The organism is Streptomyces sp. NPDC001502, from assembly GCF_042894785.1.
Taxonomy (GTDB): Bacteria; Actinomycetota; Actinomycetes; order Streptomycetales; family Streptomycetaceae; genus Streptomyces; species Streptomyces kutzneri.
This window is the reverse complement of record NZ_JBIAVW010000009.1, coordinates 298,539-312,388: the sequence shown is the minus strand read 5'-3', so window position 1 is coordinate 312,388 and position 13,850 is coordinate 298,539. Positions and strand designations below refer to the sequence as shown.

Annotated in this window: 16 protein-coding genes; 9 read left to right on the top strand and 7 right to left on the bottom strand. The window is 71.9% G+C overall.

The genetic code is table 11. The annotated features are described in order from the left end of the window. Window positions 1–9: 9 nt before the first annotated feature. Window positions 10–1,026 (top strand): YdcF family protein, encoded by a 1,017-nt coding sequence (locus ACFY0D_RS18665; protein ID WP_390799283.1) that lies wholly within the window; start codon window positions 10–12, stop codon window positions 1,024–1,026. A gap of 76 nt (window positions 1,027–1,102) precedes the next feature. Here the strand turns inward: ACFY0D_RS18665 and ACFY0D_RS18660 are convergent, their stop codons facing one another. Then, window positions 1,103–2,452: a carbohydrate-binding protein gene (locus ACFY0D_RS18660; RefSeq protein WP_390799282.1), complete on the bottom strand. Its 1,350-nt coding sequence runs from the start codon at window positions 2,450–2,452 to the stop codon at window positions 1,103–1,105. Between the two features lie 190 nt (window positions 2,453–2,642). On the opposite strand from ACFY0D_RS18660, the gene ACFY0D_RS18655 reads away from it, so the two are divergent. Beyond that, window positions 2,643–2,828 (top strand): hypothetical protein, encoded by a 186-nt coding sequence (locus ACFY0D_RS18655; protein WP_030013293.1) that lies wholly within the window; start codon window positions 2,643–2,645, stop codon window positions 2,826–2,828. Window positions 2,829–3,165: 337 nt separating this feature from the next. Here the strand turns inward: ACFY0D_RS18655 and ACFY0D_RS18650 are convergent, their stop codons facing one another. Next, window positions 3,166–4,131: a LysR substrate-binding domain-containing protein gene (locus ACFY0D_RS18650; protein ID WP_390799281.1), complete on the bottom strand. Its 966-nt coding sequence runs from the start codon at window positions 4,129–4,131 to the stop codon at window positions 3,166–3,168. A gap of 106 nt (window positions 4,132–4,237) precedes the next feature. On the opposite strand from ACFY0D_RS18650, the gene ACFY0D_RS18645 reads away from it, so the two are divergent. Further along, entirely contained in the window at window positions 4,238–4,690 is a 453-nt protein-coding gene (locus ACFY0D_RS18645; protein WP_390799280.1) for a nitroreductase/quinone reductase family protein, read from the top strand. Window positions 4,691–4,708: 18 nt separating this feature from the next. Here ACFY0D_RS18645 and ACFY0D_RS18640 read toward each other — a convergent pair whose 3' ends face one another. Continuing rightward, entirely contained in the window at window positions 4,709–5,260 is a 552-nt protein-coding gene (locus ACFY0D_RS18640) for a GNAT family N-acetyltransferase (protein ID WP_390799279.1), read from the bottom strand. 188 nt (window positions 5,261–5,448) lie between these two features. On the opposite strand from ACFY0D_RS18640, the gene ACFY0D_RS18635 reads away from it, so the two are divergent. Next, a complete protein-coding gene (locus ACFY0D_RS18635) occupies window positions 5,449–5,808 on the top strand; it encodes a hypothetical protein (protein WP_390799278.1) in 360 nt (119 codons plus the stop codon). Between the two features lie 11 nt (window positions 5,809–5,819). Here the strand turns inward: ACFY0D_RS18635 and ACFY0D_RS18630 are convergent, their stop codons facing one another. From ACFY0D_RS18630 to ACFY0D_RS18620, 3 genes are all read right to left on the bottom strand, one after another. Continuing rightward, a complete protein-coding gene (locus ACFY0D_RS18630; RefSeq protein ID WP_390799277.1) occupies window positions 5,820–6,296 on the bottom strand; it encodes a macro domain-containing protein in 477 nt (158 codons plus the stop codon). A gap of 1,306 nt (window positions 6,297–7,602) precedes the next feature. Then, entirely contained in the window at window positions 7,603–7,836 is a 234-nt protein-coding gene (locus ACFY0D_RS18625) for a hypothetical protein (protein ID WP_266353139.1), read from the bottom strand. Window positions 7,837–7,849: 13 nt separating this feature from the next. Continuing rightward, on the bottom strand, window positions 7,850–7,999 hold the full coding sequence (locus tag ACFY0D_RS18620; RefSeq protein ID WP_390799276.1) for a hypothetical protein: 150 nt from the start codon (window positions 7,997–7,999) through the stop codon (window positions 7,850–7,852). A gap of 301 nt (window positions 8,000–8,300) precedes the next feature. Here ACFY0D_RS18620 and ACFY0D_RS18615 point away from each other — a divergent pair, with 301 nt between their 5' ends. From ACFY0D_RS18615 to ACFY0D_RS18605, 3 genes are all read left to right on the top strand, one after another. Continuing rightward, window positions 8,301–9,512, top strand: a complete 1,212-nt coding sequence (locus ACFY0D_RS18615) for a pyridoxal phosphate-dependent aminotransferase (RefSeq protein ID WP_351162591.1) — start codon at window positions 8,301–8,303, stop codon at window positions 9,510–9,512. 123 nt (window positions 9,513–9,635) lie between these two features. Then, window positions 9,636–10,028 (top strand): hypothetical protein, encoded by a 393-nt coding sequence (locus tag ACFY0D_RS18610; protein WP_390799275.1) that lies wholly within the window; start codon window positions 9,636–9,638, stop codon window positions 10,026–10,028. A 209-nt stretch (window positions 10,029–10,237) separates the two neighbouring features. Beyond that, entirely contained in the window at window positions 10,238–10,891 is a 654-nt protein-coding gene (locus ACFY0D_RS18605) for an RDD family protein (protein ID WP_390799274.1), read from the top strand. 58 nt (window positions 10,892–10,949) lie between these two features. On the opposite strand, the gene ACFY0D_RS18600 is transcribed toward ACFY0D_RS18605, so the two are convergent. After that, window positions 10,950–11,372, bottom strand: coding sequence for a hypothetical protein (locus tag ACFY0D_RS18600; RefSeq protein WP_390799273.1), 423 nt, complete (start codon window positions 11,370–11,372; stop codon window positions 10,950–10,952). A 143-nt stretch (window positions 11,373–11,515) separates the two neighbouring features. On the opposite strand from ACFY0D_RS18600, the gene ACFY0D_RS18595 reads away from it, so the two are divergent. After that, entirely contained in the window at window positions 11,516–12,610 is a 1,095-nt protein-coding gene (locus ACFY0D_RS18595; protein ID WP_390799272.1) for a hypothetical protein, read from the top strand. Next, a complete protein-coding gene (locus ACFY0D_RS18590) occupies window positions 12,607–13,794 on the top strand; it encodes a toxic anion resistance protein (RefSeq protein WP_390799271.1) in 1,188 nt (395 codons plus the stop codon). Before ACFY0D_RS18595 ends, ACFY0D_RS18590 begins: the two co-directional genes overlap by 4 nt. Window positions 13,795–13,850: the final 56 nt, after the last annotated feature.

The following is a 13,850-nucleotide window of genomic DNA, read 5'->3' as shown; positions in this document are numbered from 1 at the left end:
ATGGACCGCATGGTCGCCTTCGCCCTCGCCGCCCTGCTCTTCCTCGCATTCTGCATAAGCGTCCGGCAGGACCGGCGCCGCTTCCAGAACGCCGTGCTCCTGGGGCTGACCTTCCTCAGCGCGTTCTCCGCGCTGTTCCTCCAGGTCGGCAAGCTGCCCACCTGGGCGGCCGTCACGGTCGTCGTACTCGCCTTCGCCTCACCCGCGTTCGCCGCCCTGGCCCTGGGCGTCTTCCTCGTCCGCAACGGCGTGGTCATGATCCGCAAGGAGGGCTTCCGGCCGGCCAACCTGCTGTCGATGCTCGCGGGCCTCACGATCTTCGCGCTGATCGCACTGCTGGTCCTCGTCGGCGTGGTCGGCTCCCCCCTCCTCGGCGGCATCGCCGGAACGGTCACCGTGGTCGCCGGCTACGTCTCCTTCGTCTTCTTCTGCTTCCTCGGCTACGCCTTCCTCTACGGGCGGATCAAGGTGCGCGGCGACGTCGACCACGTGGTCATGCTGGGCTCGGGCCTGGTCGGCGGCGACCGCGTGCCGCCGCTGCTGGCCTCCCGCCTGCGCAAGGGGCAGCAGATCTACGAGGCCCAGCTGGCCCGGAGCGGGCGGCCGCCGGTCCTCCTCGTCTCGGGCGGCAAGGGCTCGGACGAGAAGGTCGCCGAGGCCCGGGCGATGGCGGACTGGCTGATCGCGCAGGGCGTGCCCGAGCAGCACGTGGTGCTGGAGGACCGCTCCACCACGACCGAGGAGAACATGCTCTTCAGCCGGGACATCATGACGGCGCACGACCCGGCCTACCGGTGCGTGGTGGTCACCAACAACTTCCACGCCTTCCGCGCGGCGATGCTGGCCCGCAAGACCGGCGTCAACGGGCAGGTGCTGGGATCCCCCACCGCGAAGTACTACTGGCCGAGCGCCACCATCCGCGAGTTCGTCGCGGTCTTCTGGGAGCACCGGATCGTGAACCTGTCGATCTGCGCCCTGCTCACCGTCTTCGGCGCGCTGGGCACGCTGGCGGCGGTCCTCGTCTGACCCGCGCGCACACGGGGGTGCTGTGACTCCCCCCTTGGCAGTCACGGCACCGGTCCGCGCGTGCGCGGCCGTACGGCTACACCCGCTGCCAGAGCGCCGGGACGTTCGGCGGCTCCCAGCCCGTCTGGGCCTGGTGCCCCTGGAGGCAGCGGTAGGCCGAGCCGCCGTACGTGACGGTGGCGCCGGCCGCGTAGACGGTGCCCGCCTTCCAGGTGCCGCCCGGCTCGGGGTCTCCGGGCCCGGGGCCCGGGCCGGGGTCGCTGCCGCTGACCTTGAGGGTCAGTCCGTACGCGGACAGGATCGGGTTCAGCGGCTGGAAGAAGGTGGTCCCGCCGCCGGAGCAGTTGCCGGAGCCGCCCGAGGTGACGCCCTGGGCCTGGCTCCCGGAGAGGTAGGAGCCGCCCGAGTCGCCCGGCTCGGCGCAGACCGTCGTACGGGTCACGCCGGAGATGGTGCCCTCGGGGTAGGTGACGCTGGTGTTGTGCTGCTGGATCGTGCCGCAGTGCCATCCGGTGGTCGATCCGGAACGGCATACCGAGGCTCCGACCGGCTGCAGCACCGAGCCGGTGACCTGCACGTTCGCGCCGCCGCTGCCCTTCACGTACGGGGTCGCGGTCCACTGGGTGTTCGCGGCCACCCAGGCCATGTCGTTGCCGGGGAAGACCGAGGCCTGGAAGGAGCCCTGGGCCACCTGGTTGAAGCCGCTGGTGGCGGTTCCGGCGCGCCCGCAGTGCCCGGCGGTGGCGAAGCCGTTCACGGCCCCTTTGGTGACGGGGAAGCCGACGGAGCAGCGGCCGCTGCCGTTCATGTAGTACGCGTCCCCGCCGCGCAGGTCGCACAGCGGGCGCGGGGCCTCGGCCGTACGGACCACCGTGACACCGGCCGGGTCGGTCCCGGTCGCGGCCAGCAGCGCGGCGGCCGCCCCCGCCTCGGTCTCCTCGACGACGAGGGTGTTGGAGCGCGGGTCGACGTAGCGGACGGGGGTCGCGGCGCCGGCGCCCCGGTCCAGTGCGGCCCGGCCGGCGTCCAGGTCGGCCAGGGTGCGGGTGACCAGCTTCGCCCGGGCCCCGGCGGCCCGTATCGCGGCGGTGTCGGCGGCCCGGGTGGTGGCCACGGTGAGGGTGCCCGCGTCGGCCCCGTCCACCCAGGCCCCGGCGAAGGCGGCGCCGAGCCGGTCGCGCAGCCGGGCGGCGGTGGCCCCGGCCTCGGCCTCGTGGGCGAGGCGCGCCGTGGCCTGCGCGGGGGTCAGGCCGAGGTCGCGCTGCATCGCGGCGAGCAGCTCGGGCGGGGCGTCGGCGGTGCGCAGGGTGGCCGCCGCGGAGGGCGCGGCGGGGGCGGAATCGGCGATGGCGCCGCCGGTCCCGGCCAGCAGCAGCCCGGCGGCGGCCAGGGCGGTACACGCCGCGCGGGCGTGTCGCTTGAGCATGGGGGATCTCCTCGGTTTCCGGTGGGGTCTGCGGAAACCGTAGAAATCCGAACCGCCGTGCGGGAGCTGCCGGTTGGCCCCTTCCCCGGTGTTATGCCCGGGGCCGCCGGGCGGCCCGCGCGCGGTCGAGGTGCGTTCATGGGGCGGCGGCCGGAGGATGGGGCCAGGGGAAAACCGTAGGAGGTACGCGATGGTCAGTGAACCCGACGAGCAGCCCACACGGTCGGACCGCCTCTTCACGGGCGGGGAGCGACCGTACGACCCCGAGGACCTCGTGATGGTGACCGGCCACGACCCGACTCCGGAGCGGATCGAGAAGGCCCGGAAGCTCATGGAGAAGGAGGGCCCGCAGGTCATCGAGCGCTACCTGCCGTAGCGACGGCACCGCACCCGAGGACTGCCGCAACCGCCCCCGGCCCCGCCGGGGGCGTCCCCGCACCCCAGCCCCACGATCTCAGCCCCGCCGGCGCGATCTCAGCCCCGCCGGCGTTTGAGGCGCGGGGGCCCGGGGGCAGCGCCCCCAGCTCTTCCAGTCCCGCCGGCGATTGAGGCGCGGGGGCTCGGGGGCAGCGCCCCGATCTTCCAGCCCCGCCGGCGATTGAGGCGCGGGGGCCCGGGGGCAGCGCCCCGATCTTCCAGCCCCGCCGGCGATTGAGGCGCGGGGGCTCGGGGGCAGCGCCCCCGCAACGGCGCCGCACCCGCCCGGTACACAGTCACGCCGCAGGCGACGGCACGGTCGGCAGCGGAGCCACCCGCAGGGCCGCCGCCCCGGCCGACCTGGCCAGGGCCTCCGTATGCGCAGCCCGCGCATGCTCCAGCACATCGGCAGCCCGCGCAGCGACCCGCGCGGCGGGGTGCCAGCCCAGCAGGTGCCGCCAGATGAGCGGGGCCCCGGCAAGGGGCCGCGTGACCACCCCCGGGGTCACCGGGAACGTGGCCCGGCACAGTCCGACCGCCCGCCCCACCTGCACCAGGTGCACGCAGGAGGCGGTGTCGGTCTCGTAGACGCACGCGGGCGTGAATCCGGCCCGCACGCAGGCCGCGGCGAAGCAGTCGCCGAAACACCCGTCGCCGGGGACCTCCGTCCATGCCTCGGCGGCCAGCTCGGCCAGCTCGATCCCGGTACGCGGGGCCAGGGCGAGGGGATGGTCCTCGGCCAGCATCACGTACACCGGGTCGCGCGCCACCTCCATCCAGGCCAGGCGCCCCGGCTCGGGCGGTGCACTCTCCCCGCAGACCCCGACCATCGCGAAGTCCAGGCGGCCCTCGGCGACGCCGGCGGCGACCTCCTTCTCCGACCAGGAGGTGTACGTGGTCACGGGCACGCCGGGTTCCTGGTGGGCGAGCCGGTCCACGAGCCCGCCGAGCAGCGGTCCGTGCGTGCCGCCGAGCCGGTAGCCGTGCGCCCCCTGGCGGGCGAACCGCCGTGCGTCCTCCTGCAGCTCGCACACGGCGGGCAGCAGCACCCGGGCCCGCTCCAGCACCAGCTCACCGAGCGCCGTGGCCCGTACGCCGTCGCGCCCCCGCAGGAACAGCGCCCCGCCCAGCGCCCGCTCGATGCGTTTGAGCTGCGTACTGAGCGCGGGCTGCGCGAGGCCGAGCGCGGTGGCGGCCCGCGTCAGGCTCCCGGCGTCGGCGACGGCCCTGACGATCTTGAGGTGCCTCAGCTCCAGATCCATACGACGAGCTTGGTCCAGACCTGTGGGCATGCGCTACGGGTCGGGCGCATCCAGAATCGTTAATGCTCGTTAGCCGCAAGAGGGACACGACCCTAAGGACAGGAAAATGCACGCACTCGATGTCGACTGGGACCACCCCACCGACCCGCGACCCGGCCCACGGCTCGACCACGTACGCGCCTACGTGAGCACCGCGGGAGCCGACGGGCACCTCTGGCACGGAGTCCGCACCCTCCTGCTGACCACGCTCGACCGCGCCAGCGGCCGCGCCGTCCGCACCCCGCTGATCTACGCCGAGGACGCCGGCCGCCACATCGTCCTGGCCTCCGCCTACGGCGCCCCGGACCACCCCCACTGGTACCGGAACCTCACCGCCCACCCGGAGGTCCGCCTCCAGGTCGGCGCCGCCACCTTCAGGGCGCTGGCGCGCACCGCCACGCCCCAGGAACGGGAGGTGTACTGGGAGATGATGACGGCCCTGTGGCCCCCCTTCGAGGACGACCGCGCTGCGGCCCGGCCCCGCGAGATCCCGCTGGTGATCCTGGAGCGCATGGGCTGAGCACTCCGCGCGCAAGGGTCAGAGCGTCGCCGCGGCGACCGCGCTGTACGTGCGCCCGCCCGCGACGAAGTCGCCCAGCGGGACCATGCCGAAGCCGTCGACGTGCACCTTCCAGGACGGCACGTTCCCGGCCTCGACGAAGGCGACCACGGCGTCGGCGCGCTCCGAAGCCGCCGCCACCGCCATGGTGAACAGCGCCCGGGCCACACCACGCCCCCGGTACGCGGCGGCGACCACGACCGGCCCGTAGAGCAGCCACCGCGCCTCGGCCAGCGGGCGCCCCTGCCACTCCAGTGCCTCCTGGGCCTGGAGCAGGCCCGCGACCGGCGGTGACGGGTCTGCCAGAGCCGCGGGCGCCGACAGCGCGAGCAGCCCGGCGATCCGGCCCCCGTCGTCCGCGACCAGCAGCTCCCGCGCACCGGCCATCGCCCGCAGCACGCCGGCGTCGAAGCGGCCCTGCACGAAACCCTGTTCCGCCCGCTGCCGTTCCGTCAGCGCGTCGTGGTGGTTGGCGGCGAAGAGCTCGGCCATGGCGGGTGCATCGGCCTCGGTGGCGTACCGGTACTCCATCCCGCGATCGTGCCACGCCCCCACGGCCGGACCGTGCCGCCGACACCGGGCCTACGGGTGACAGGGGGCAGTGTTGAACACGTTCAATGTTCTGGCAGTATGACCTCCGGTGAACCTGCCGGAACAGCGGGAATGCGAATCCCTCTGCCCTCGCGACCGGTCGCCCCGAGTCCGGAGGTCGGCACGACATGGGCCTGCCCCTGCTTGTCCTCGGGTTTGCCGTCTGGCTTGCCGTCACACTCGCGGCCCTGGCCGTGACCCTCACGGCGAGCGCGGTCCTCGGATACGCGACCGTCGCGGTGAGCCGCAGGCTGCCCCTCTGGGCCAGGATCACGCTGCTGGTGGCCCTGGCTGCCGCTTCGTCGGCGGCGTGGGTGAGCGCCCTGGGATTCTGGGCCGTCTGGCGGCCGGCCGCCCTGGCGCTGCCGTTCCTCACGGCAGTCGTCTCGGGGGCCGCCTTCCTGGCGCGCGAAGCCCACAAGCGGCGCGCACCCCGGATCCCGGCGTCGGCCTGGCCCGTCCGCCACCCACCGGCCACCGGTCGCTGAGAACGCGCGACTCACCCGTGGTCGTACACGGTCACTTCCACGTCGCGCGCACACAACGCCCCGGTGATCAGCGGCTCGATACGCGACCACGTACCGCCCGCGAGCCCGCACCCGATGCGCGGCATGTGAACACTCGCCCCGAGCTCGACCGCATGGCCGGCGAGCGCGGTGAGGCACCGCTCCACGGCGTCATAGCGAATGGGCGGCCCCCCGCTTCCGGTCCGGATGCCGCGCTGGCCGACCATGTTGGCCACCCACACGTCGGGCTTCACCTGCACCACTTGCACGGCGCCCAGCCCGAAGTCGTTCCCGCTGCGCCCCCGATGCCAGGCCCGGAACGCGGCCTCGGGCTCGCCCCACCGCTTCGAAACGGCCAGCACGAAGCCCTTCCCCCACCCCCCGAGGTCATTGCAGACATGCGCGATGACCTTGGGCCCCTTGGCCTGGGGACTCGTCGCATCCCCGGCAATGATCCTGAGCGGCTTCACACCTCGAACGGTATGCGCCACCACTGACACCGGGGGGAGCGGGTGGGGTCGGGTGTCCGGAATCAGACGAAGTACGGCGGGGGCTTCGGCGGGCGGGAGCCGGCGGGGCGGGGGCCGGGAAGTACGGCGGGGCTCCGGAGGGCGGGATCTGCTCGATCGGAATCAGGGATGGGTATGGGGGTTTCCCGTCAGTCCCATCGTCCCTCCGTGTCGGGCCGGTCCCTCAAGGGCGCTCCTTCGTCGCGTCACTGCGTGATGTCGCTGCGCTCCACCCTTGACCGACCGTCCCGCCCCGGAGAAACGAAAGACTGCCGGGAAGCCCCCAAAGGAACGGGCCGGGAGTTCAAGGATCAGGACGGGGCGGCCAGAGATGCGCGAGGGGGTCCGGGTGAGCACGGTCCAGAGACGGGGCCCATCACAGACCGGCATCCGCGTCGGGGGAGCGCATCCAATCGCTACGCGCTCCTCACGTCTCAGCGTCCGACGACCGTCTGGGGCTGGGCATAGGCCGCCTCGGATCGCTACGCGCTTCTCCATGACCGCGTCCGACGGCCGGCAGGGGCTGATGAGAGCTGCTGAGAGGGGCGGCCGGCCGGCAGCTCGGCTATTCCGTCGTAGAACCGGGTCAGCGCGAGCATCACCCCATAAGTCCATGAACAAACAGGTGTAATTGGGGCAAACGGTCGGCCTTCTGGCCCGCCCACGTGCGCTGACCCGCACTCACGACGACATAGCCGCTGTCCCGGCCTTCTTCACCCCAGCCGGCCGTCAGACGCCTCCCTGGAGGAGCACCTACGGGTCGTGGGCGGCCTATGTCCAGCCCAGGACGGTCGTCGGACGCTGAGAGATGAGGAGCGCGTAGCGATTGGATGCGCTTCCCCCGACACGGGCCCTGGTCTGTGATGGGCCCCGCCTCTTGACCGTGGCTCTTCGCGCCCGACCGGGCAGCACGTCTCTGGCCGCCCCGTCCTCATCCTTGAACACCCGGCCCGTTCCTTTGGGGGCTTCCCGGCAGTCTTTCGTTTCTCCGGGGCGGGACGGTCGGTCAAGGGTGGCCGAAGGCCATCGCGAAGCGACGCGAGGAACGAGCGCCCTTGAGGGACCGGCCCGACACGGAGGGACGATGGGACTGACGGGAAACCCCCATACCCATCCCTGATTCCGATCGAGTAGCTCCCGACTACCCGAGTCCCCGCCCCGCCTACTCGCCCCCGCCCAGCCGGCTCCCGCACCCCGAAGCCCCCGCCCCACCTCCCCACCCCCGCCCCCGACCCCGACCCCGACCCCGACCCACCCTCCCACCCCCTCAGAGGTACTCGCGGGCGAACTCCACCGCCCATTCCACCGCCGCCAGGGGGACGCTGCCCGAGTGGGGGTCGATGGCGAGGCGGGCCGATTCCCAGTCCTGGTCGTGTTCGCGGAAGATCGCGAAGCGGGCCTCCTCCAGGACTCCTTCCGGCCTGACCAGGAACTCGATCGCCCGGTCGTCGCCATCCGTGCCGACCGTGGCGATCTCCATGTCACCGACTACGAAAACCACTGTCCCGCGCTCCTCAGTTGCCGCTGCACACGTACACCAGCAGGACGGACCCGATGTAGATCGCCCCTGCCGCCATGAAGGCGCCCGCCACCGCGACGACGACCGTGCCGACCCGTTCGGTGCGCCGGCGGTGGTCCGCCGGCTTCCACTCGCCCTGGTTCATGCACCCAGCCTCCGTCGCAGCACCGGCGCCCACATGAGTGCACGTACTCATGTGGGGTACTCATGCGGCCTACCCGGTCGTTCACGATCCAGGCGGCCACCTGGGGTGACGAGCGCAACACCAGGTGCTCGCACACGCCCGCGCCCCACTCATTCCGCAGGTCGGAACGCGGGCGCGGCCCCGGATTCCAAGGGGGGACCACTTCCCCACCCACGCATTGCCCGAAGTGGGACAAATCGCCCCTCGGACCTCTCTTCGAAAACACACGTCAAGCGCGCACCCGGGCCCGTAAGCTCCCGTCATGCAGGTGATCCAGTCAACCAAACTCGCCAATGTCTGTTACGAGATCCGCGGCCCCGTGCTCGAAGAGGCGATGCGGCTCGAAGCAGCAGGTCATCGCATCCTCAAGCTCAACACGGGCAACCCCGCGGCCTTCGGCTTCGAGTGCCCTCCGGAGATCCTTGAGGACATGCTCCGCAACCTGGGCACCGCCCACGGTTACGGTGACGCGAAGGGGCTGCTCTCCGCGCGCCGCGCGGTCATGCAGCACTACCAGACCAAGGGCATCGACCTGGACGTCGAGGACATCTACCTCGGCAACGGCGTCTCCGAGCTGATCCAGATGTCGATGCAGGCGCTGCTCGACGACGGCGACGAGGTCCTGGTCCCCGCGCCGGACTACCCGCTGTGGACCGCCTCCGTGTCCCTGGCCGGCGGCACGGCCGTGCACTACCGGTGCGACGAGCAGGCCGACTGGATGCCCGACCTCGCCGACATCGAGCGCAAGGTCACCGATCGCACCAAGGCGATCGTCATCATCAACCCGAACAACCCGACCGGTGCCGTCTACGACGAAGAGATGCTGCGCGGGCTCACGGACATCGCGCGCCGCCACAACCTGGTCGTCTGCTCGGACGAGATCTACGACCGGATCCTGTACGACGGCGCCGTGCACCACAACACCGCCGCCATCGCCCCGGACCTGCTGACGCTGACGTTCAACGGCCTCTCGAAGAACTACCGCGTCGCCGGCTACCGGGCCGGCTGGATGGCGGTCTGCGGCCCCAAGAAGCACGCCACCTGCTACATCGAGGGCCTCACGATCCTCGCGAACATGCGCCTGTGCGCGAACATGCCCTCGCAGTACGCCGTGGCCACCGCGCTCGGCGGCCGGCAGTCGATCGAGGACCTGGTCCTGCCCGGCGGGCGGATCCTTGAGCAGCGCAACGTCGCGTACGACCTGCTCACCCAGATCCCGGGCGTCACCTGCGTGAAGCCGAAGGGTGCGCTGTACGCCTTCCCGCGGCTGGACCCGTCCGTCTACAAGATCAAGGACGACCGGCAGATGGTCCTGGACCTGCTGCGGGCCGAAAAGATCATGGTGGTGCACGGCACGGGCTTCAACTGGCCCGAGCCCGACCACTTCCGGATCGTGACCCTGCCGAACGCCAAGGATCTGGCCGATGCCGTGACCCGGATCGGGAACTTCCTCGACGGCTACAGCCAGCTGTAGCGGCGCACGGTGCGACTCGCCGGAGTCCAGCCGGCGAGACGCACCCCCCAACAACAGGATTCAGCTCAACTTTAGAACCAATCCAATGTAGGATGGTCTCCTGACCACGCAGGAGGCCACCTCATGTACGAGCCGATCCGCACGAAGCCGGTCGTCCACCGCATGGGCGCCACTCCGGCCGACTACCCGCACAGCAGCCGCGGCGAAGCGCTGGACATCCAGCTCGCCGGCCATCTCGCGGCCCTGCTCGCCGTCACCGACGAGCTCGGGCTCGACGAAGGTGCCGCCGAGATCGCCGCCCAGGTCGCACGACTGCGCGGGGCCCGGCCCGCGCGTGCGCCGCGCCACTGCGCCGAGGACACCGCCGCGCTGCACCAGCGCGCCCACGACCTCGCCGCCCGCGCACTCCTCGTCGCCGCGTCCCGCGCCGACACCACCGTCGCGATCCTCGCCGCCGAGCGTATGGACGCGCACGCCGCCGCCCTGAAGTCCTCGGACCTGGCCGGCGCCCTCTAGACGGCCCCGGTCCGGGGCCGCGGAGGCTCCGGACCGGGCGCCACGTTCCCCCCGCGAGGTCCCGCGCCAGGGGCGGAAATTGGACAGAATCCGGTGCTCCGAACACGATGAGGGCTGAAAGACGCGGTTGCACGGGGGAGGCCGCTCCACATGGTCAATCTCCTCCACTCCGCTTCGTCCCCGTTCGAGCATTCTGGAGAGATTCGCCCATGAGCTTCGGCGACCCGAACAACCCCTACGGCCAGCAGCCCCCGCAGGGTCAGCCCGGCTACCCGCAGCAGGCTCCGCAGGGTGTGCCCCCGCAGTACGGCTACCCGCAGCAGCCGCCGCAGGGCGCCGTCCCGCAGTACGGCTACCCGCAGCAGGCCCCGCCGCCGTACGGCGCGTACCCGCCGCCGGGGATGCACGCGCCGGGCATGCCGGGCTCGGGGATGCCGCCGCTGGCCCACTGGGGTCTGCGCGTGGGTGCCGCCCTGCTCGACGGACTGATCATGGCGGGCCCGATGTACGCGCTGATGGGTGTCGGCGCGGCCATCGCCAGCGACGAGTCGACCGAGGCGATCGCCGGCGTCTTCGGCCTGATCGGCACGCTGTACTTCTTCGGCATGCTCTTCTTCCAGATCTACAAGGAAGGCACCACCGGCCAGACGTTCGGCAAGAAGATCGTCGGCATCAGCGTGCACCGCGAGCACGACGGGGCCACGCTCGGCTTCGGCATGGCGTTCGTCCGCAAGCTGGCGCACTTCCTCGACAGCGCCGCCTGCTACCTCGGCTACCTGTGGCCGCTGTGGGACGAGAAGAAGCAGACCTTCGCCGACAAGGTGTGCAGCACCGTCGTCATCAAGGTGAACCAGAACGGCTGATCGCCCCACGGTGAGGACCGGTGGCGACTCCCTGCGCAATCCCTCACGGGTTCGTCCGCTAGGTCGTCCGCGCGAACTCCGCGCCGGCGATCCCGCACCAGGGCACCGTCGCCACCGGCCACACCGGGCCGACCGCCTCCCCGTACTCGGTCGCGCCCGGAGCCACGCCCGGGATCTTCACCAGCGCCTGCGCGGCCCGCCTCTGCGGATCCGCTTCGGCGCTGTCGCGGAACTCCACCGTGACGACGTACGCGCCCGGGCCCTCGGCCCGCCCCGCCGCCTCCACGGCGGCCACCACCCGGCGGCTGGCCGGATCGATTCGGCACCCGGTGACCCGTACGTCCTCCACCGCCGCCCGCGGTGGCGCCTGCGGCGGATCGCCGCCGCTCGCCCACACGTACAGACCCAGCGGGGCGAACACCAGCAGCCCGGCCACCGTCACCAGGCCGACCAGCCAGCCCTGCCATTTCAACGTGCTCACGCCCATGCCCCGATCCTCCCGGGCCGCCGCCCCGCCCACCAGCACCCGAGGGCTCACACAGCATTTCGAAGTGGGACCGCCTGGACACCTGACGTTCATTCAAATCGGCGCGGAATGTGGGTTTCCGCGAGCATTCTGCACCCGTGAGACGCATCCTAGGAATCGTCCTGGGCCTCCTCCTGATCGGCGGCGTGCTCTACGTCGTCGCATTCCAGGGGCAGGATCACCCAGAAACCACGGCAACGAAGACCGTGCGTGGCGTCATCGGCTCGGAGAAGTCCGAATTCTTCCGCGACCCCGACGTCGTCAAGGCCCTTGCCGCCAAGGGCTACACCGTCAAGACGGAGACCTCGGGCTCCTGGGCGATGGACCAACTCGCCCTCAAGGAGTTCGACTTCGCCTTCCCCAGCAGCAGTGAACCCGCCAAGGAGGTCGCGGCCGCCGCCGGGCTCAAGGGGGCCCAGGAGACCAAGCCGTTCTTCTCCCCCCTCATCGTCATCGCCCGCTCCGGCGCGGCCGAGGTGCTGGCCGCCAACGGCCTCGCCAAGATGACCGGCAAGAGCTCCGGGACCCTGCTCATGGGTCCCTTCCTCAAGGCCTCCGGCGAGGACCGGACCTGGCAGCAGCTGCCCGGCTCCGCGGCCCACGCCGAGCTGACCGGCACGGTGTTCATCAAGACCACCGACCCGTCGTCCTCCAACTCCGGCGCCCTCTTCCTCGCCGCCACGTCCAACGTGGCGAACGGCAGCACCGTGGTCGCCGACGACGCCGGCATCGCACGCACCGCGCCGCTGATGCGCAAGCTGATCTCCGTCCAGGGCGCGCTGGAGCCCAGCACCGACGACCCCTTCCGGGCCTTCATCAGCGGCAGCGGCGAACCGCTGATCCTGGTGTACGAGTCCCAGGTGGCCTCGCTCCTGATGCAGCACCAGGACCCGGGCGACATGGTCGTGCTCTACCCGGACACCACCGTCAACTCGGCACACACCTTCGTGCCGCTGACCGAGCAGGCGAGGGAGCTGGGCACCCTCCTCGCCACCGATCCGAAGCTGCGCGAACTGGCCGTGCTCCGCGGGTTCCGCCCGCAGGAGGGCGTGGCCGAATTCGCCGCCGCGACGGCCCCGCACACCGCCTACCTCAACACGGGGCTGACCGGTATCCGCCAGGTCGGCACACCCACCGTCAAGATCCTGATGGCGCTGGCCCAGCGCGCCAAGGGCCAGGGGGACACGCCATGACACTGACACCGCCCGAGGACACGTCCTTCCACCTGAGTCCTCCGGAGCCCGTCGCCCCCGTACGCAAGGAGCAGGCCGCCGGGCTGGTCCCGCTGCAGGACGGTGTCCGCGAGGAGATGGCCCGCCGGGCCGGGGAGTACGTCGGCTCGCTCGCCGCGATCGATGCCCGCTCCCCCGAGTTCGCGCAGCGCATCGGCGAGGTAGCCGGCCTCGGCCAGGCCGACATCCGCAGCGCCGCCCAGCAGTCCAACCGGATGCTGGAGCGGGCCGTGCGCTCGCTGGGCCCGGACGGCGGCGGCGACGCCCAGGCCCGGGTCGCCGGCTCCCTGGTGGAGCTGCGGCGCACGGTCGAGGACCTCGACCCGCGGGACACGCCCGCCAAGGGGGCCCGCAAGCTGCTCGCGAAGCTGCCGGGCGGCAACAAGTTCCGCGACCACGTGGCGAAGTACGCCTCCTCGCAGGCCACCCTCAACAAGATCGTGGGCTCGCTGCGCAGCGGCCAGGACGAACTGCGCCGCGACAACGCGGCCCTGCACACCGAGCGCTCGCGCCTGTGGGAGACGATGGGCAAGCTCCAGGAGTACGCCGTCCTGACCGAGGCCCTGGACAGCGCCGTCGAGCAGCGGGTCGCCGAGGCGGAGCACACCGATCCGGGTGCGGCCGACGCGCTGCGCGCGGACGTGCTCTTCCCGGTCCGGCAGAAGCACCAGGACCTGCTGACGCAGCTGGCGGTCTGCGCGCAGGGCTACCTGGCGATGGACGTGGTCCGGCGCAGCAACGACGAGCTGATCAAGGGCGTCGACCGGGCCGCCACCACCACCGTGTCCGCGCTGCGGATCGCCGTGATGCTGGCCTCGGCCCTCGACCACCAGCGCAAGGTGATCGAGCAGGTCAACGCCCTGAAGGGGACCACCGAGGAGCTGATCCGGGGCAACGCGGAGATGCTGTCCACGCAGAGCGGCGAGATCCAGCGGATCGCGGCCGATCCGGCGGTGGGCGCGGAGACGCTGCGGTCGGCGTTCGCGCAGATCTACAAGACGCTGGACGCGATCGACACCTTCAAGGTGCAGGCGACGGAGAACATGGCGGCGACGGTGGAGTCGCTGGCCGGGGAGCTGCAGAGCGCGTCGGCGTACCTCGCGCGGACGCGGACCGCCGGTGCGCTCGAAGGGGGTGCGCTGTGAGCGCGGCCGGGCGGGTACGGGCGGCGGCGGGGGCTCGGCCCCGGCCCCCGCGGCCG